This is a genomic window from Actinomadura miaoliensis (assembly GCF_039536785.1).
GTDB classification, from domain to species: Bacteria; Actinomycetota; Actinomycetes; order Streptosporangiales; family Streptosporangiaceae; genus Spirillospora; species Spirillospora miaoliensis.
In genome coordinates this window covers 70919-88623 of the sequence record NZ_BAAAZG010000051.1, presented here as the reverse complement: position 1 = coordinate 88623, position 17705 = coordinate 70919, and the positions used below count along the sequence as shown (strand labels likewise).

The 17705-nt window shown below is 74.5% G+C and carries 21 protein-coding genes and 1 riboswitch; of the genes, 12 read left to right on the top strand and 9 right to left on the bottom strand.

Annotated features, from left to right (window positions below; all coding sequences use genetic code 11):
* Positions 1-161 precede the first annotated feature (161 nt).
* Positions 162-656 carry a transcriptional regulator BldD gene (bldD, locus tag ABD811_RS32385; protein WP_285492517.1) on the top strand — a complete coding sequence of 165 codons (495 nt, stop codon included), beginning with the start codon at positions 162-164 and terminating at the stop codon, positions 654-656.
* 114 nt (positions 657-770) lie between these two features.
* Here the strand turns inward: bldD and ABD811_RS32380 are convergent, their stop codons facing one another.
* The 4 genes from ABD811_RS32380 to ABD811_RS32365 all read right to left on the bottom strand — a co-directional run bounded on the left by ABD811_RS32380 (position 771) and on the right by ABD811_RS32365 (position 4662).
* Positions 771-959 (bottom strand): hypothetical protein, encoded by a 189-nt coding sequence (locus ABD811_RS32380; protein WP_344955383.1) that lies wholly within the window; start codon positions 957-959, stop codon positions 771-773.
* On the bottom strand, positions 956-2113 hold the full coding sequence (locus ABD811_RS32375) for an MFS transporter (RefSeq protein WP_344955381.1): 1158 nt from the start codon (positions 2111-2113) through the stop codon (positions 956-958). The genes ABD811_RS32380 and ABD811_RS32375 overlap by 4 nt, the downstream gene beginning before the upstream one ends.
* A 930-nt stretch (positions 2114-3043) precedes the next feature.
* Positions 3044-3559 (bottom strand): SAV_6107 family HEPN domain-containing protein, encoded by a 516-nt coding sequence (locus ABD811_RS32370; RefSeq protein ID WP_344955379.1) that lies wholly within the window; start codon positions 3557-3559, stop codon positions 3044-3046.
* A 353-nt stretch (positions 3560-3912) separates the two neighbouring features.
* The gene (locus ABD811_RS32365) at positions 3913-4662 is read right to left on the bottom strand and encodes a L,D-transpeptidase family protein (protein ID WP_344955377.1); all 750 of its coding nucleotides are present in this window, start codon (positions 4660-4662) and stop codon (positions 3913-3915) included.
* A 65-nt stretch (positions 4663-4727) separates the two neighbouring features.
* On the opposite strand from ABD811_RS32365, the gene ABD811_RS32360 reads away from it, so the two are divergent.
* From ABD811_RS32360 to ABD811_RS32340, 5 genes are all read left to right on the top strand, one after another.
* A complete protein-coding gene (locus ABD811_RS32360) occupies positions 4728-5201 on the top strand; it encodes a YbaK/EbsC family protein (protein ID WP_344955375.1) in 474 nt (157 codons plus the stop codon).
* The gene (locus ABD811_RS32355) at positions 5198-5557 is read left to right on the top strand and encodes an arsenate reductase family protein (RefSeq protein ID WP_344955373.1); all 360 of its coding nucleotides are present in this window, start codon (positions 5198-5200) and stop codon (positions 5555-5557) included. Before ABD811_RS32360 ends, ABD811_RS32355 begins: the two co-directional genes overlap by 4 nt.
* A gap of 48 nt (positions 5558-5605) precedes the next feature.
* Positions 5606-6535: a hypothetical protein gene (locus ABD811_RS32350; RefSeq protein WP_344955371.1), complete on the top strand. Its 930-nt coding sequence runs from the start codon at positions 5606-5608 to the stop codon at positions 6533-6535.
* Positions 6536-6560: 25 nt separating this feature from the next.
* Positions 6561-6890: a hypothetical protein gene (locus tag ABD811_RS32345; RefSeq protein WP_344955369.1), complete on the top strand. Its 330-nt coding sequence runs from the start codon at positions 6561-6563 to the stop codon at positions 6888-6890.
* Between the two features lie 113 nt (positions 6891-7003).
* The gene (locus ABD811_RS32340) at positions 7004-7588 is read left to right on the top strand and encodes a GNAT family N-acetyltransferase (RefSeq protein WP_344955367.1); all 585 of its coding nucleotides are present in this window, start codon (positions 7004-7006) and stop codon (positions 7586-7588) included.
* Positions 7589-7631: 43 nt separating this feature from the next.
* Here the strand turns inward: ABD811_RS32340 and metF are convergent, their stop codons facing one another.
* Positions 7632-8564, bottom strand: a complete 933-nt coding sequence (metF, locus tag ABD811_RS32335; RefSeq protein WP_344955365.1) for a methylenetetrahydrofolate reductase [NAD(P)H] — start codon at positions 8562-8564, stop codon at positions 7632-7634.
* Between the two features lie 179 nt (positions 8565-8743).
* Here metF and ABD811_RS32330 point away from each other — a divergent pair, with 179 nt between their 5' ends.
* Together ABD811_RS32330 and ABD811_RS32325 are read left to right on the top strand one after the other, a co-directional pair.
* Positions 8744-9796, top strand: coding sequence for a polyprenyl synthetase family protein (locus ABD811_RS32330; protein WP_344955363.1), 1053 nt, complete (start codon positions 8744-8746; stop codon positions 9794-9796).
* A gap of 391 nt (positions 9797-10187) precedes the next feature.
* A complete protein-coding gene (locus tag ABD811_RS32325; protein ID WP_344955361.1) occupies positions 10188-11171 on the top strand; it encodes a serine/threonine-protein kinase in 984 nt (327 codons plus the stop codon).
* Positions 11172-11228: 57 nt separating this feature from the next.
* On the opposite strand, the gene ABD811_RS32320 is transcribed toward ABD811_RS32325, so the two are convergent.
* From ABD811_RS32320 to ABD811_RS32305, 4 genes are all read right to left on the bottom strand, one after another.
* Positions 11229-11387 carry a hypothetical protein gene (locus ABD811_RS32320; RefSeq protein WP_344955359.1) on the bottom strand — a complete coding sequence of 53 codons (159 nt, stop codon included), beginning with the start codon at positions 11385-11387 and terminating at the stop codon, positions 11229-11231.
* Positions 11388-11501: 114 nt separating this feature from the next.
* Entirely contained in the window at positions 11502-12188 is a 687-nt protein-coding gene (gene thiE, locus ABD811_RS32315) for a thiamine phosphate synthase (RefSeq protein WP_344955357.1), read from the bottom strand.
* A 175-nt stretch (positions 12189-12363) separates the two neighbouring features.
* Entirely contained in the window at positions 12364-12738 is a 375-nt protein-coding gene (locus ABD811_RS32310; RefSeq protein ID WP_344955355.1) for an Rv2175c family DNA-binding protein, read from the bottom strand.
* 105 nt (positions 12739-12843) lie between these two features.
* Positions 12844-14046, bottom strand: coding sequence for an NAD(P)/FAD-dependent oxidoreductase (locus ABD811_RS32305; RefSeq protein ID WP_344955353.1), 1203 nt, complete (start codon positions 14044-14046; stop codon positions 12844-12846).
* Between the two features lie 103 nt (positions 14047-14149).
* Positions 14150-14263, top strand: a riboswitch (TPP riboswitch).
* On the opposite strand from ABD811_RS32305, the gene thiO reads away from it, so the two are divergent.
* The 4 genes from thiO (at position 14255) to ABD811_RS32285 (ending at position 17585) form a co-directional block, all read left to right on the top strand.
* Complete coding sequence (thiO, locus tag ABD811_RS32300) at positions 14255-15376, top strand: glycine oxidase ThiO (RefSeq protein ID WP_344955351.1); 1122 nt, start codon at positions 14255-14257, stop codon at positions 15374-15376. (Overlaps the previous riboswitch by 9 nt.)
* Positions 15373-15579 carry a sulfur carrier protein ThiS gene (gene thiS, locus ABD811_RS32295; RefSeq protein WP_344955349.1) on the top strand — a complete coding sequence of 69 codons (207 nt, stop codon included), beginning with the start codon at positions 15373-15375 and terminating at the stop codon, positions 15577-15579. Before thiO ends, thiS begins: the two co-directional genes overlap by 4 nt.
* A 101-nt stretch (positions 15580-15680) precedes the next feature.
* Positions 15681-16436 carry a thiazole synthase gene (locus ABD811_RS32290; RefSeq protein WP_344955558.1) on the top strand — a complete coding sequence of 252 codons (756 nt, stop codon included), beginning with the start codon at positions 15681-15683 and terminating at the stop codon, positions 16434-16436.
* A gap of 159 nt (positions 16437-16595) precedes the next feature.
* A complete protein-coding gene (locus ABD811_RS32285) occupies positions 16596-17585 on the top strand; it encodes a DMT family transporter (protein ID WP_344955347.1) in 990 nt (329 codons plus the stop codon).
* The last annotated feature ends 120 nt before the right edge of the window (positions 17586-17705 follow it).

The following is a 17705-nucleotide window of genomic DNA, read 5'->3' as shown; positions in this document are numbered from 1 at the left end:
GACCTAGGGCCGTCCCCGTTTTACCGTCACTGTCCGTAACCATCGCTGGAGACGGACCCTTGGGGCGGTGCAGCCTCCGGGTCCGGGCTTCCCCCCGGGCACGAAGGAGCGCGTCCCGGGGGCCCGACATCGACGACGAAAGTGAGCCTGGGGGACCGCACATGCCGTCTGAATACGCTAAGGCTCTTGGGGCGCGCCTACGCGCCATCCGCACCCAGCAGGGCCTGTCCCTGCACGGCGTGGAGGAGAAGTCCCGCGGCCGCTGGAAGGCCGTCGTCGTGGGTTCGTACGAGCGGGGCGACCGCGCCGTCACCGTTCAGAAGCTGGCCGAGCTCGCCGATTTCTACGGCGTGCCGGTTTCCGAGTTGCTGCCCGGCGGAGCCGCGCCGAGCCCGCTCGGGCCTACACCGAAGCTCGTGATCGATCTCGAGCGTCTGCAGCAGCTTCCGAAGGACAAGGCCGGTCCCCTCGCCCGCTACGCCGCGACGATCCAGAGCCAGCGGGGCGACTACAACGGAAAGGTCCTGTCCATCCGGCAGGAGGATCTGCGGTCGCTGGCGGTGATCTACGACAAGTCGCCGTCCGAACTGACCGAGGAACTGATCGGCTGGGGCGTTCTCGACCCGGAGGCCCGGCGCGCCGTGGAGGCGTTCTGACCACCTGACCGGGAGCCCCTCGACCCGGCGTCCGGGGCCTGGTCTGCGAGACGAGCCCCTCGCCTCGCGTGCCAGGCCCCGGACGGCATCGCCCGCCGCGTCACCACCGGCGCGTCACCACCGGCGCGGCGCCGCCGCGGCGACGGCGAGCACGCCCGCCATGGCGACCGCGCTGACGGCGAAGCCGAGCGCGAAGCCCCACTCGGCGGGGAACCGACCGCCGTCCGGCACCGACGCCGTCACGATCACGGCGCTCACCTGCGTCCCCAGCGACGCCCCCACGGTGCGGAGCAGCGTGTTCACACCGGTGGCCACCCCCGTGTGCGCCGCGGGCACCGCCGCGACGACGAGATTGGCCACGGCCGCGTAAGCCAGCCCCAGCCCCACCCCCCGCACGGTCCCGCCCGCGTACAACTGCCACATGGCGTCGTGCGCCACGCTGACGAACCCCAGCCCGGCACCCGCGAGCACCCCGCCGGCCAGCAGCACCGTCCGCGACCCGACGCGCCTGTCCAGCACGCCCGCGGCGACCCCCGCCACCGACATCCCCACCGCCGACGGAAGCTGCAACACGGCCGCCTGCGTGGCGCTCCCCCGAAACCGAACCCCGTGCTTTCGGGCAGCTGCACGAGCAGCGGGAACAGAACCCCGCCGCCCATCAGCGCGAACCCCGACAGCAACGAGGCGGCGTTGGCCGTCCACACTCCCCGCAGCCGCATCAGCCGCAGGTGGACCAACGGCTCGTCCGTCCGCGCCTCCACCGCCAGCCACACGGCCGCCAGCACCACCGCGACGACGAGCAGCTCCGCGCCCAGGGTCAGCGCGGCCAGCCCCGCCGCCAGCCACGCGGCCAGCAGCACCGCCCCCCACCAGTCGATCCGTCCCGAAGGACGCCGCCGCCCCTCGGGAACGATCCACCAGGCGGCGAACCACCCCGGCACCAGCCCGCACACCGGCAACCACAGCAGCCAGCGCCACCCCAGATGGTCGATGACCGGCCCGGCCACGCACCACGACACCGCCCCGCCGACCCCCAGCATGGACGACATCAGCCCGACCGCCGAGGAGGTCCGCGCGGGCGGTGCCACCTCCCGGATGATCGTGTACGCCAGCGGGAACACGCCTCCGCCGACCCCGGCCAGCGCCCGCCCCGCCAGCATCACGGGCAGCGACGCCGCCGAGGCCGCCACCACCATGCCCGCCGTCGCCATCGCCAGCACGCCGAGCAGCACCCGCCGCGGCCCGAGCAGGTCGCCGAGCCCGCCCACCACCGGCGTGGCGACGGCCGCCGACAGGGTCATCGCCGTGAGCGCCCACGCCGCCCCCGCCGCGGTGGTGCCCAGCCCCTCCTGGATGAGCGGCAACGCGGGCGACACCACCGCCATCGACAGCGAGTACGCCATCACCCCGAGAAAGGCGAGCAACGGCACCAGCCCTCGCCCACCCCGCCCCGCCAACGCCGCCCCTCCTCCCCGACCACCCCAACCCTCTCACACCAGACAAAACCCCAAGATCCACAATCACCACCCCAACAGGACACCCCGAACACACGCACAAACCGCCCGTACAGCCCACCGACCAAAAGCCGATGCCGTGCCCACATGTCGACCGAGAACGCCCGACCAACCCGTCACCCGAGCCAGCGCGGGCCCGTCCGCTGGCGCCTCCACCATGAAGACGTGCGCCCACAAGACCACCCCGGCACCCGGCGCGCCTGCCGACGCGACGCAGCGATGGCCTGAACATGCGGGAATGACGCGCCAGGCATCCGAGCGTGGGGGCCCAGGCTGCCGCTGAGCATGCGCCATCAGCGGGCGCAGGAGAAAACACGGCAGGCAGCCAGGGAATGCCAGGCGGCGCAGCGATGGGCTGAACATGCGGGGATGACGCGCCAGGCATCCGAGCGTGGGGCCCGGGGCGCCGTTGAGCGTGCGCCATCGGCGGGCGCGGGAGGGAGCGTGGCAGGCGGCAGGGATTGGCGGCAGGCGGCGCGGTGGTGGGCTGGGTGTGCGGGGATGTCGCGCCGGGCATCTGAGGGGGCCGGGGCCGCCGTTGGTCCAGGGAGGGGAACGGCGGCCCCGGCGGGCGAGGCGGCCAGACCAGGGGAGGATGACCGCCTCGAGATGGGGGTCCGGGCGTCGCCCCATGGGACACCGCCCACGGGGCCGTGGCGGGGCCGACCGCGGGACGGCGAGCGGGCCGACTGGGCCCGGTTGGAGGTCCGCAGGGCCTCCCCGGCTGGGCACCGAGGACGGGGCTGCGGCGAAGTCGGCCGTAGCTCACCCGGGCGGTGGCTTTGGGGGCGTCTTCTGGGTGGGTGTCGAGGGTGGGGCGCGGTGGCGGAGCCGGGCGTGGGGTGGTGAGGTGTTGCCTGCTCCGGGCTCGGGTCAGCTGGCGCGGGAGTCGGGGATGGGGAGGGTGGGCTGGCTGGGGATGCCCAGGGTCTCCTCCACCAGGGAGACGAACACCTCGGCGTCGTGCAGGAGTTCGTCGGCCTCGCGCGCGGTCACGGCGCGGGGCAGTCCCGCCTCGGCGGCGGCGCGCTTGTCGGCGCCGGCGGCGAAGAAGGCGGCCCACTCGCGCAGGGCGGGCTCGGCCTCGGGGAGCAGCACCCACACGCTGCGGGGGCGGCCGCGGCGGTGGGTCTCCACGGGCTCCTTGGAGGCCAGCACCGCGGCGGCGGCGCGCAGCGCGGCCAGGTGGGCGCACACGTAGCGCACGGCGGGCGAGGTGGCCTCGGCCGCCTCGGCCAGGCCCATGCGGGCGGCCTGCAGCTGCCCGGTGGCCGTGTGGGCCGGGCGTGGGGCAGGAAGCGGGCGTGGACGTGGGCGGGGCAGGTCGCCGAACTGGGCGGAAGAGTGAACAGCGGAGTGGGCGCCCCGCGTGGTCTTCGTGACGGACATGGCCTGTCTCCTTCCGGCTCGGGCCGGCCTGGCCGGCCGGGCGGAGCGCTTCCCCTCGCTCCGCCCGGCCGTCCGTCCCGCCGGATCGCGCGCTGATCCGGCGGGACGGGCGGGGGTTCCGGGGGACGTGCCCCCGTGAACACCGCGGACCCCGGCGACACCGGCCGTCGGGCCGGCGAGCAGGGGGCCGCGCCCCGTAGCCCTGGCACGGTCCGCGAGTCCCGTACCACGTCGAACATAAGTTCGACGCATTCACAGTAAACCGTCCCCATGACGATTCGTCAACGTGTTCGAACACGGCGACGATCGCCCTGGTCAGGGCCAGTAGAGCAGGCGGGTCCGACAGTCGCGGGCTAGGCCGGACGGCGCACGTGGACGGCGACCCCGTTGGCGACGATCTTCGGGAAGTACTCGGCGATGTGCATGGGCAGCCGCACGCAGCCGTGCGAGGCCGGGTGGTCCGGCACGCTCGGCGCGCCGTGGAAGGCGATGCCGCCGTTGAAGTAGATCGGGTTGTAGAGCCGGCCCAGCGGCGCGACGCGCCAGCCGTCGATGCGGCGCTGCGTGCGGTAGTCGCCGGTCGGGGTGACGGCGTGGCGGCAGCGCTCCTTCTTGGTCTTGGGGTCGGTGGTGCAGAAGCGCTCGCCGGACCCCGCCGAGACATGCGAGATCAGCCGCAGCCTGCCGTCCTTGTAGACGACGAGGTACTGGCGCGTCAGGTCGACGTCGACACGGTCGGACTCACGCCGCTTGGTCAGCGGCTGGGGCTGCCTGGGGGCGTCCAGCGCCTTCCAGACGCCGGCGTCGACGGTGCCGTTGACCGCGAGGCGGTTGACCTTCTGGAAGGCCCACACCGCCATCTGGGTGGACGTCCCGAAGCGGCCGTCGGCGGTCCCCGGGTCGTAGTGGAGTTGCTTGAGGCGGGTCTGCAGCTGCCGTACGGCGTCGCCCTTGGACCCGAGCTTCAGCGTGGGACGCTGGGCGGGCGCGGCCGCCTGCTCGACGGTGGGGGTGGTGGCGCCTTCGGCGGCCGTCGCCGCCTGGGTCGTGAAGCCGGTCGCGACCACCGCGCCGGCCAGTACGGCTGCCATCCGTGCACGCATCCGCATACCTCCCTTCCTGGGCAAATGCACCCAAGGTACAGTTCTCGACACTCTAGAGTGCTGCCATGCATGCGAACGCCGAACGGGTGGCAAAGGCCCTGCGGGAGCGGGGCGCGACCGGAGAGATCGTCGAGCTGCCCGAACCCGCCCCCACCGCCCAGGCCGCCGCCGAGCAGCTCGGCTGCGCGGTCGGCGCGATCGCCAACAGCCTCGTCTTCGACGCCGACGGCGCCCCGCTGCTGGTGCTGACGAGCGGCGCCCACCGGGTCGACACGAGCCGGGTGGCCGCGCTGGTGGGGGCGCGCAAGGTCAGGCGGGCCACGCCGGAGTTCGTCCGGCAGGCGACGGGTCAGCCGATCGGGGGTGTCGCCCCGCTCGGGCACCCCGCCCCGATCCGTACGCTCGTGGACGTGTGGCTGGACAAGCACGACGTGGTCTGGGCGGCGGGCGGGCATCCCCACACCGTCTTCCCGACCTCGTACGAGGAACTGGTGCGCATCACCGGGGGCGACCCCGCCGACGTGGGAGTGGACGAATGACGACCGAGATCTGGCACAACCCGCGCTGCTCCAAGAGCAGGGCCGCCAAGGCCGCGCTGGACGAGGCGAGGGTCTCCTACACCGAGCGCCGTTACCTGGACGATCCGCCGACGGCCGAGGAGCTCGACGCGGTGCTCACCCGTATCGGCGCCGAGCCGTGGGACGTGGCACGCCTGAACGAGCCCGTCGCCAAGGAGCTCGACCTGAAGAACATGGAACGCGACCGCGCGCGCTGGATCGAGGTGATGGTCGCCAACCCGGTGCTGATCCAGCGGCCCATCGTGCTGACCGGCGACGGCGACGCGGTCGTGGCCCGCGACCCCGACTCGGTGCGGCGGGTACTCGACAGCGAGTGATGCCGGTGTGATTCTGGGGAACCGGACCCACGACGTTCGGGAGGGCGGATGACCGCGCAGATGCGCACCGGGCCGGCCGCGCGAAACGCCGACTTCCGCGGCATCGATCCGCCCGCGCTCAACCAGCTGCTCAAGCAGATGCAGGAGGCGGCCACGGCGATCCGGGGCTGGCTCAACGGCCACCGCCCCCCGCCGGGGGTGTCGGCCGCCGGGTACCGGCAGGCCGACCAGGTCGCGCAGTGGACGGCCGACCAGCTCGGCATGCTGACGCGCCGCTACAACTACGCGGTCACCCATCCCGACCGGGGCGGGGGCGTCCAGACGCCGCCCGCCCCGTCCCCGGCGCCGGGCCCGTCCGGCGGCCCGGGCACGGGTGCGACGCGGGGCGTCCCCACGCCCAGGGGCGGCGCCGGCAAGGGCGGGCAGCCGTCCAAGGGCGGCGGGGCGCCGTCGCGTCCGTTCAAGCCCGCCCCCGCGAAGCCGCCCCGCAACACGACGCCGAACGGCGCGGGCGACATCGGCAACTTCCCCACCCGGGAGGCCGCCGCCAAGGCCGCGCGCGCCGACGCGCTGGCCGTGTCCGCCGCGCTCAAGGACCACAAGCCCGTCCCCGACCAGGTGTGGAAGCACCTGAAGGCCAACGCCGACGACCCCGACTACACCGAGAAGCTCTATGAGCGGCTCGGCCCGGCCGGGGTCGCCGCCCTGCTCCAGGCGGCCGACGGGAACAAGACGCGCCTGGGCTTCGTGCAGGAGTCCCTGGGGACGGCCAGCCACCACCTCACGATGGACGTCACGTGGCTGCGCACGCTCCTGGAGGAGGCCGAGAGCCGGGAGGTCCGTTCCGTCGCGGTGCAGGTGCTCACCGGCGCGGACATGAGCCAGAAGGCCCGCGACGCGCTGGCCAAGCTGGGCCTGCACGGCCCGACGGCCGCCTCCCCCCAGTCCGACCAGCGTCAGCCCGCACTCGAAACCTGAGACACAACAGACCTGAGAGGTCGTCATGGCCGCTCCACCGCCCCCCGGGAGCCTGCCTCCACCGCTGGACGAGTCCGCGGCGGCCAAGCTGTCGCCCCACGAGCGTCCAAACCCCGCCTACCGGCAGCTCTACCAGGCGTACGCCGACGCCTACGGCAGCATCGGCAGGCTGCGCCAGGCCCTGGACGCGCCCGTCAAGACGCTGGGCGGCACGGACGCCTGGCTGGGCCCGGAGGCGCGGCAGTGGGGCGGGCAGCTCGACGAGAACCGCGCCAGCCTGCAGAAGGCCGCCGACCGCATCCTGTGGGACATCTACGACCGCCTCAACGCCACCCAGCGCACCGTCCCGGCCTGAACACCCCTCCCCCTGGACACCCCCTGAGGCCGCAACGCCCGTGGCCAGGGCGGAGCGATCGCTCCCCCCGGCCGGACACAGGCGGCGCCACGGGCGGGTCTAGGCTCTACTGCGTGAGGGAGCCGAAGCTGCGCGAGATCGACCATCGTGCCTTCCTGCGCCGCCTGAACCCCATCGTGGAGGTGTACGCGGCGGCGATGCGGCCGCCCCGCGACCAGCTTCCGGGACGGCACACGATCATGCAGCGGCACGCCGCGTACCCGGGGTTCCGGGCGTTCGTGGCCGAGCGGCGCGGGGCGCTGCCGGGCCTGAACGGGCCGGTGCGCGGGTTCATCTACGGCTTCCACGGCGGGGCCGGGCAGTGGTGGCACGACGTGGTGTACCAGGCGCTGGCCGAGAAGGGCGGCCCCGAGCACGCCGCCGCCTGGATGGACGACGCGTTCGAGGTCGCCGAACTGCACGTGCACCCCGAGCACCAGGGCCAGGGCCTGGGCCGGGCGCTGCTGAACGCGCTGTGCGAGGGCCGTTCGGAGCGCACGGCGGTGCTGTCCACGCTGAACAGCCCGCCGGACTCCCCGGCCCGCAACCTGTACCGCTCGGTGGGCATGGTCGACCTGCTCACCGACTTCGAGTTCCCCGGTGGCGGCCCCCGCTACGCGGTCATGGGCGGCACGCTGCCGCTCACTCCCAGGCACTGAGCCCGGGCCAGGCCGGCGGCCCGGGCGGCCCAACGCCCCTGGATCAGGCGGTGGCGCGGGCCGGGCGGGCGGCGCTGTGGCCGGACTCCTCCAGCAGCGCGTACACCTCACGGGTCGCCGTGGACTTGTTGAAGGTGATGAAGTGGATGCCGGGCGCGTCCTGGTCGAGCAGCTCGCGGCACAGCTCGGCGGCGTGCTCGATGCCCAGCCGCCGCACCGCCTCGGGGTCGTCCGCGACCGCCTCGAACCGCTCGCGCACCTCGGGCGGGAACGGGGCGCCCGACAGCTGCTCGGAGCGCTCGATGGTGCTCAGCTGGGTGACCGGCATGATGCCCGGGATGATCGGCACGTCGCAGCCGGCCGCCGCCACCCGGTCGCGCAGCCGGAAGTAGTCCTCGGCGCGGAAGAACATCTGGGTGATCGCGTAGTCGGCGCCCGCGCGGCACTTGGCCACGAAGTGCCGCGTGTCGCTCTCGATGTCGGGCGAGCGCGGGTGCTTGTAGGGGAAGGCGGCCACGCCCACGCAGAAGTCGCCGTACGCGCGGATCATGCCGACCAGCTCGGCGGCGTACTCGACGCCCTCGGGGTGCTTGACCCACTCGCCCATCGGGTCGCCGGGCGGGTCGCCGCGCAGGGCCAGGATGTTGCGCACCCCCGCGGCGGCGAACCGGCCGACCAGGTGGCGCAGCTCGGCGCGCGAGTGGTTGACGGCGGTGAAGTGCGCCACCGGGGTGAGGGTGGTGTCGGTGGCGATGCGCTCGACGATGTCGACGGTCGTGTCGCGGGTGCCGCCGCCGGCGCCGTACGTCACCGACACGAACGACGGGCGGAGCGTCTCCAGCTCGCGGATCGTCCGCCACAGGTTCCGCACCCCCTGCTCGGTCTTGGGGGGGAAGAACTCGAAGGAGAACGTCTTGCGGCCGTCTGCCAGCAGCTCGCGGATCGTCGGGGCGCGGTCGGGACGTACGGATCGCATCCCCCAAGCGTAGTGGTGGGGGCCCCGCCGGCACGATCCCGAGGTCGTCCGGCGGCACGATCCGAGTACCGCCCCCGGTGCGCGCGCCGATCCAGCCTGGCCGAAGATGAAATTACGGACATGGTGCGAAATACTCGCCTCGTCCGTAGGTGATCAACCAGCGAACGGAACGATCAGGAATGACGACGCGCCGCATCCGCAAGGAGGTCGACGAGGCCCTGCTGGCCTTCGTCGACCACCGGCGGCCGGACCTGCTGGCGATCAGCCCGGATCTGGCCCCCCTGCTGGACGCGCTGGACGCGCTGCTCGCGGGCGGCAAGCGGCTGCGCCCGCAGTTCTGCTACTGGGGCTGGCGCGGCGCGGGCGGCGACGAGGCGCCGGGCATCGTGACCGCCGCCGCGTCCCTGGAGCTGCTGCAGGCCAGCGCGCTCATCCACGACGACGTGATGGACTCCAGCGACACCCGGCGCGGCCAGCCGTCGGTGCACCGCCGGTTCGAGGAGCTGCACCGGCGCGACGGCCTGCTGGGCGCCCCCGAGCCGTTCGGGCTGGGTGCGGCGATCCTGCTGGGCGACATGTGCCTGGCGTGGTCGGGCGAGATGTACGAGACCAGCGCGCTGGCACCGGAGCGGCTGGCCCGGGGGCGCGCCGTCTACGACCGGATGCGCACCGAGGTGATGTGCGGCCAGTACCTGGACGTGCTGGAGGGCGCGCGCCGCGGCGGCACCGTCGACACGGCGCTGCGCGTGGTGGAGTACAAGAGCGCCAAGTACACCATCGAGCGGCCGCTGCACCTCGGCGCCGCGCTCGCCGGGGCGCCGCCCGAGGTGATCGAGACGCTCAGCGCGTACGGGCGGCCGCTCGGCATCGCCTTCCAGCTGCGCGACGACGTGCTCGGCGTGTTCGGCGACCCGGCGGAGACGGGGAAGCCCGCGGGCGACGACCTGCGCGAGGGCAAGCGCACGGTGCTGGTCGCGCTGACCGCCGAACGCGCCGAGCCCGCGCAGGCCGAGATCCTGGAGCGGCATCTCGGCGACCCGGCGCTGGACGCCCCGGGCGTCGACCGGCTGCGGACGATCATCGAGGAGAGCGGCGGGCTGGCCGCCTGCGAGGAGATGATCGACCGGTACGCGGCCGAGGCCGCCGCCGCGCTGGCGCACGCCCCGCTGGCCCCCGAGGCCGTCACCGCGCTGGAGGAGCTGGCCGTCGCCGCCACCGCCCGCCAGGCCTGACCGGCACGGCGCCGCCCGCCGGCCCGTCCGGCGCGGCGCCGTGCGCGTGCCCGTCACGTGCGGCGTGCCCGTCACGTGCGGCGTGCCCGTCACGTGCGGCGTGCCCGTCACGTGCGGCGTGCCCGTCACGTGCGGCGTGCCCGTCACGTGCGGCGTGCCCGTCACCTGCGGGGTGCCCGTCACGTGCGGCGTGCCCGTCACCTGCGGGGTGCCCGTCACCTGCGGGGTGGCCGTCACCTGCGGGGTGGCCGTCACGTGCGGGGTGGCCGTGCCGTGCGGCGCCGTGCGCCCGCGACGAGGTAAAAGATCAATGTTCGGGACGCGCGGACGGGGTCGGCACGGTACAAAAGAGGCATTCCCCAACCCCCGCCTCCCCGAGCCGGAGCCCGACGTGCCCACCACGCCCCGTCCCTCACCGCCCGAACGGCGTGCGCGACGCGACCCGCGGCCGCGTCGCGACCGGCGCGTGCGCGGCCCGCTGGCCCCGGACGACCCCCGCCGCATCGACGACTACCGGCTGCTGGGCCGGCTCGGCGAGGGCGGCCAGGGCGTCGTCTACCTGGCCCGGTCGCCGCAGGGCGAGCTGGTCACGGTCAAGCTGCTGCGGGGCGGCTCGGCGGCCGGACAGCGCGCGCTCGGCCGCTTCCGCAAGGAGGCCGACGCGGCGCTGCAGGTCGCGGGCCGGCACACCGCCCGGATGCTGGACGCCGACGTCACCGGCGACCGCCCGTACATCGTCAGCGAGTACGTCGAGGGCCCGTCGCTGCAGCGGGTCGTCGAGGAGCAGGGGCCGCTGCCGGAGGAGCGGCTGCGCACGGTGGCGCTGCGCACCGCCGCCGCGCTGGCCACCATCCACCGGGCGGGCATCGTGCACCGCGACTTCAAGCCGGGCAACGTGGTGCTCGGCCCGGACGGCGCCAAGGTCATCGACTTCGGCGTGGCCCGGATGGCGGACGCCACCACGATCACCACGGGCCCGGTGGGCACGCCCGCCTACATGGCGCCCGAGCAGATCGAGGACGAGCCGGTCGGCCCGCCCGCCGACGTGTTCGCCTGGGGCGCCACGGTGGTGTTCGCCGCCACGGGACGTCCCCCGTTCGGCAGCGGGCCGAGCGCGGCGGTGATGCGGCGGGTGACGTCGCGCCGTCCCGACCTGGGCGACATGGACGGCCCGCTGCGCGACCTGGCGCTGCGCTGCCTGGACAAGAACCCCGCCGCCCGGCCCACGGCGCGACAGCTGGTGCGCGCGCTGCGGGAGGGACGCGCGCCCGCCCCCAAGCCGCGGCCCAGGCGCATCCCCGCCTACCGCTGGCGGATGATGGTGGCGCTGGCCGTGGTGATGGCGGCCGGGTTCGTGCTCGGTCTGCTGTGGTGAGCGGGGCCGCGCGGCGCGGGACGCCGCGCGGCCGGTGAGTGCCGGGTCAGGGCCGGATCACCAGTGCGGCGGACGGTCGTCCAGGAGCCGGGAGTCGTCGTCGCCGCGCCACTCGCCCCATCCGGTGTCGGTGTCGTCGGTGGTCTGGTCGGGGAGGATCTCCAGCTCGTCGTCGGCCAGGTCGACCACACGCTCGTCGTCGGGTCCCATGCTCATGGGTCCATTGTCGGACATGCCGGCGCGTGCCCGTCGCCGGGGCGGCGATCACGGGGCGACCGTTCGGCGACCTGCGCGAACGGGCGACGACGCACCCGAGACCAGGCCCGGTGATCACACCGGATCGGCGGAGCGGGCGGCCAGGCGGCGGGCCAGCTCGGCGGCCGCGGCGCCCGGGTCGGCCGCCTCGGTGAGGGCGCGGACGACGACCACGCGGCTCGCCCCGGCGGCCAGCACCTGGTCGAGGTTGCCCGCGTCGATGCCGCCGATGGCGAACCAGGGGCGGACCTCGCGCTGCGCGGCGACGTACTCCAGCAGCTTGGGCCCGGGGGCGGGCCGTCCCGGCTTGGTGGGGGTGGGCCACACCGGGCCGGCGCAGAAGTAGTCGACGCCCGGCTCGGCGGCGGCCGCCGACGCCTGCTCGTCGGAGTGCGTGGACCGGCCGATGAGCACGTCCTGGCCGACGATGGCGCGGGCCGCCTGCACCGGCAGGTCGTCCTGGCCCAGGTGCAGGACGTCGGCGTGCGCGGCGTGGGCCACGTCGGCGCGGTCGTTGACGGCCAGCAGCGCCCCGTGCCGCTCGCAGGCCGCCCGGAACACCCGCAGGTACTCCAGTTCCTGCCGCGCCTCCAGGCCCTTCTGGCGGAGCTGGACGATGTCGACGCCGCCGGCCAGCACCGCGTCGAGGAACTCGGGCAGGTCGCCCTGCCGCTCCCTGGCGTCCGTGCAGAGGTAGAGGCGGGCCCGGCTGAGCCGGGCGCGCAGGGCGACGGCGCGTTCGGAGGGCAGGTGCCTGGACACGGTCGGGGAGGTTCCTTTCACTGTTGTGCGCGTGCGTGCGCTCTGTCTGTCCGCGCGCGGCGCGTGTCTTGCGGTTGATACCCGGCGCCGGGGGCCGGATGCGGATCACGGGGTCACGCGCCGGTGCGCACCGGCCGTGCGGCGGCCGGTGCGCACTTGTCCGGTTGCGTTCTGCCTAGAAGGCCAGGGCCTGGGCGCGGCGGCGGACCTCGGTGCCGCGGTTCTCGCTGAGGGCCTGGACCGGGGTGCCCGGGAGGGTGTCGTCGGCGGTGAACAGCCACCGCAGCGTCTCGAGGTCGCTGAAGCCCGCGTCCGACAGCACCGTCAGCGTGCCGGACAGTCCCTTGATCACTTGGCCGTCCCGCAGGAACGCGGCGGGGACCATGAGCTGGCCCTCGCGGCGGACGGCCAGCAGCTTGCGCTCGGCGAGCAGCTGCTTGATCCTGCTGTGCTTGACTCCCAGCCGCGCGGCCACCTCCTTGAGGGTGAGCCACTCCCCCGCCAGGGCGTCGGTCCGGGGATCGAGATCGCGCTCAACGGTTGCGTGCATCTGCGTCACGCCCCCTGCCTACCACGCCCCCGCTCCTCTCAAACCCCGCCGCTTCCCGGAAGGCCGCCGGGCGCCGCCGGCGTCGCGGCGCCGTCACGTGCGCCGTCACGGCTTCACCGTCTCGCGGACGGGACGCTCGGGGTCGGCGAGCAGGTCCGGGTCGACCGGCGTGCCCGCGGTCATCACGCGGCGCGCCTGCACCAGGTCGCGGGGACGGTCGACGGTGAGGATCGCGTCCAGGCGGTCGCCGGTGAGCCAGCACACCGACCACTTGGAGCCGTCGGGGTCGCCCCGGTACAGCGTGCGCTCGGCCACCGGGTGGTGGCCCGCGTACTGCACCATCCGGCCGAACTGCTCGGACCAGAAGTACGGCACGGGGTCGTACTCGGCGTCCTCCCCGACCAGGGTGGCGGCCGCGACGGCGGGGGCGTTGAGGGCGGTGTCCCAGTGCTCGACGAGCAGGCGCCGCCCGTACCTGTTCGACCACCAGGCGGCGCAGTCGCCCACCGCCACGATGTCGGACCGCGGGGTGCCCGCGACGGTGACGCGGAACGCGGCGTCGGTCGCCACGCCGCCGTCGATCTCCACGCCGGAGCCGTCCAGCCAGCCCAGCTCGGGGCGGACGCCGACGCCGACCACGATCGCGTCGGCGGCGACGCGGTCGCCGTCGGCCAGCAGCAGCGACCCGGGCTCGACGGCGGCGACCTTGACGCCCGTGCGCAGCTCCACGCCGGCCTCGCCGTACCAGCGGGCCGTCAGCGCCCCGACCTCCGGGCCGATGGCGCCCGACAGGGGGGCGTCAGCGGCCTCCACCACCGTGACCGAGCAGCCCTTCCTGGCGGCGGTGGTGGCGACCTCCGCGCCGATCCAGCCCGCGCCCACGATGACGAGGCGGACGCCGGGCGTCAGCCGCGCGCGCAGGTCGCGGGCGTCGTCGATGGTGCGCAGCACGTGCTGGGCGCCGTGGCCGGGCAGGGTGATGGGCGTGGCGCCGGTGGCGATGACCAGCCCGTCGAACTCCAGCTCGCCGGCGGTGGTGACGACGGTGCCGCCGCGCGGGTCGCCGGGCCGCAGCGCGGTGGCGCGCTCGCCGAGCAGCGTCTCGCAGCGCAGGTCGTCCCAGTCGACCTCGACGGTGGTGTCGTCGGCGTCGCCCGCCAGCACCGCCTTGGACAGCGGCGGCCGGTCGTAGGGCCGGTGCCGCTCGGCCGAGACGAGGATCACCTCTCCCTCGTGCCCCTTGCGGCGCAGGGCCTCCACCGCCCGCACGCCCGCCAGCCCGCCGCCCACCACGATCACCCTGTTCATGAAGGCTCACCTTAGTCCGCCCGGTTCCGGCCGCTTCGGACGGCCGTCCGCCACGCGCATGCCCGCACACGGGACCGGACTAATGGGACGTAGGGTGGTACATGCGAGAAACCGCGGGAGTCCGGTACGACCGGGCTGAGAGGGCGGCTGTGCGGGCCGCCGACCGCCAGGACCTGATCCGGATCATGCCGGCGAAGGGAGTGCACACTTGGAGATCGTGATCATCGGGGCCGGGGTCGTCGGGCTGGCCACGGCCTGGCGGACGGCCGCGCGCGGCGCGTCGGTCACCCTGGTCGACCCCGATCCGGCGAGCGGCGCGTCGGCCGTCGCCGCCGGGATGCTGACCCCCGTCAGCGAGCTGACCTACGGCGAGGAGCCGCTGCTGCGGCTGGGCCTGACGTCCCTGGCGCGCTACCCGGCGTTCGTCGCCGAGCTGGAGGAGCTGACCGGGGCCGACACCGGACTGCGCACCGACGGCGTCCTGCAGGTCGCCTTCGACGCCGACGACCTGGCGTACCTGGACGACCTGCGCCGTTTCCAGGAGACGCTGGGGCTGAGCCCGCAGACGCTGACCGGACGGGAGTGCCGCCGGCAGGAGCCCATGCTGGCGCCGGGCGTGCGTGGCGGGCTGCTCGTCCCCGAGGACGGCTCGATCGACCCGCGCAGGCTGACCCCCGCGCTGCTGGCCGCGGCCGAGAAGCTGGGCGTGCGGCTGGTCCGGCGGCGCGCCGAGGCCGTGCTGGTCGAGCGCGACGCCGTCGCCGGCGTGCGGCTGGACGACGGCTCGCGGCTGCCCGCCGACCGGGTGCTGCTGGCGGCCGGGCCGTGGTCGTCCGACATCGGCGGCCTGCCGCCCGGGACCGTTCCACCGGTGCGTCCGGTGAAGGGCCAGGTGCTGCGGCTGCGCACCCGGGTGCCGTTCCTGCGGCGCTGCACGCGCGGGCTGGTGAAGGGCTCGTCGATCTACCTGGTGCCGCGTGCCGACGGGGAGATCGTGGTCGGCGCCACCCAGGAGGAGATGGGCTTCGACACCCGCGTCACCGCCGGGGGCCTGTGGGAGCTGCTGCGCGACGCGCGCGAGCTGCTGCCCGGCATCACCGAGCTGGAGTTCGCCGAGGTGTCGGCGGGGCTGCGCCCCGGCTCGCCCGACAACGCGCCGGTGCTCGGCCCGTCCGCGCTGCCGGGGCTGGTGCTGGGCACCGGGCACTTCCGCAACGGCATCCTGCTGACGCCGGTCAGCGCGGACGCCCTCACCGAGACGCTGCTGGACGGGACGGTGCCCGAGGAGGCCCGTCCCTTCACCCCCGATCGCTTCGAGGTCACGGCATGAAGGTCAAGGTCATCGTCAACGGGCAGGCGCGCGAGGTGCCCGAGGGCACCAGCGTGGCCGAGCTGGTGTCGTCCGTCGCCCCCGCCGTCTCCGGCGTGGCGGCGGCGCTCAACGACGAGGTGGTACGGCGCTCCGACTGGGACGCCACGACGCTACGGGAGGCGGATCGGCTCGAGGTGCTGACCGCCGTGCAGGGAGGTTGACGGTGCGAGAGCAGACGGCCCACACGACTCCGGCCGGCACGGCCGCGGCGGGCCGGGCCCCGGGCGGCGAGGCCCCGGACGGCGGCGCGGACCGGCTCGTCATCGCGGGCGAGGAGTTCGGCTCCAGGCTGATCATGGGCACCGGCGGCGCGCCCAGCATGCACGTGCTGCGCGAGGCGCTGACCGCGTCCGGGACCGAGCTGACCACCGTCGCCATGCGCCGCGTCGACCCGGCGGCGCGCGGCTCGGTGCTGGACGTGCTGCGCGAGTGCGGCATCCGGGTGCTGCCCAACACGGCGGGCTGCTTCACGGCGGGCGAGGCCGTGCTGACGGCCAAGCTGGCCCGCGAGGCGCTGCACACCAACTGGGTGAAGCTGGAGGTGATCGCCGACGAGCGCACCCTGCTGCCCGACCCGATCGAGCTGGTGGACGCGGCCGAGCAGCTCGTGGACGACGGCTTCGTGGTGCTGCCCTACACCAACGACGACCCGGTGCTGGCGCGCCGCCTGGAGCAGGCGGGCTGCGCCGCGGTGATGCCGCTGGGCTCGCCGATCGGCTCGGGGCTGGGCATCCGCAACCCGCACAACATCGAGCTGATCGTCGAGCAGGCGAACGTGCCGGTGGTGCTGGACGCGGGCCTGGGCACCGCCAGCGACGCCGCGCTGGCCATGGAGCTCGGCTGCGACGCGGTGCTGCTGGCGACCGCCGTCACCCGCGCGCAGCATCCCGCCGTGATGGCCGCCGCCATGCGGCACGCCGTGGAGGCCGGGCGGCTGGCGCGGCTGGCGGGGCGGATCCCCAAGCGCCGCTACGCGCAGGCGTCGTCCCCCTGGGAGGGCATCAGCACCGGCGCCTGACCCTTCATGAAGGATCGCTAAACGCATCCCTGTAGAAAGATTCGCTGGACCTGAAAGATCGGCGGACGCAGACTGATCCACGTTCTCCCCCGTCCCGCGCCCTGACCGGCGGGAACGCTTCGGGGTTCATGGAAACGTCCGCTTTCTAAGGTGCAGCGCATGGAACGACAGACAGAGGCGGCGGCCCGGCCGCCGGTGGACCGGCGTGCCGTGGCCGCCGCGGCGTTCACGGTCGTGATGTGGGCGTCGGCGTTCGTGGCGATCCGCAGCGCGGGCCGGGAGTTCTCGCCGGGCGCGCTGGCGCTGGGCCGCCTGCTGGCGGGTTCGGCCACGCTCCTGCTGCTGTGCCTGGTGCGCCGGGAGGGCCTGCCGCCGCGCGCCGCCTGGCCCGGCGTCCTGGTGTCCGGGGTGCTGTGGTTCGGTGTCTACAACGTGGCCCTGAACTGGGGCGAGCAGGAGGTGGACGCGGGCACCGCCGCGATGGTGGTCAACGTCGGCCCGATCCTCATCGCACTGCTGGGCGGCTGGCTGCTCAAGGAGGGGCTGCCGGCGCGCCTGCTGGCCGGGATCGCGGTGTCGTTCACCGGCGCCGCCGTGGTGGGCGTCTCCCTGTCGGACGGCGGCCCGGACGGCGGGTCCGCGGCGCTGGGCGTGGTGCTGTGCCTGCTGGCGGCCGTCACCTACGCGGCGGGAGTGGTGAGCCAGAAGCCCGCGCTGAGGCACGGCTCCCCGCTGCAGGTCACCGCGTACGGCTGCGTGGTGGGGACGATCGCCTGCCTGCCGTTCTCCGGGCGGCTGGCCGGGGAGCTGGCCGACGCGCCCCTGTCGGCGACGCTGAACATGGTGTACCTGGGGGTCTTCCCGACCGCCCTGGCGTTCACCACCTGGGCGTACGCGCTGGCCCGCACCTCGGCGGGCAAGATGGGCGCGACCACCTACGCCGCTCCCGCCCTGGTGGTGCTGATGTCGTGGACGCTGCTGGGCGAGGTGCCGGGGCCGTTCACCCTCGCGGGCGGCGTGCTGTGCCTGGCCGGAGTGGCCGTGTCGCGCGGCGGGCTCGGCGCCGTCCGCGCGTGGATCGCCCGCCGCTCCCCCGCCCCCGCCCCCGTCCCCGAGGAACCGGCGGCCGAGCCCGCCCCCTCACGCTGAGCGACGTTCCCTGCACGTCACGTCGCCGCCTGCCCTCCTTGAAAGCGCAGTTCGCGTCGAAATGGTCACGCTGCGCAGCCGATCAAGGGCGGATCGATGCTCATACTCCCGACTGATGAT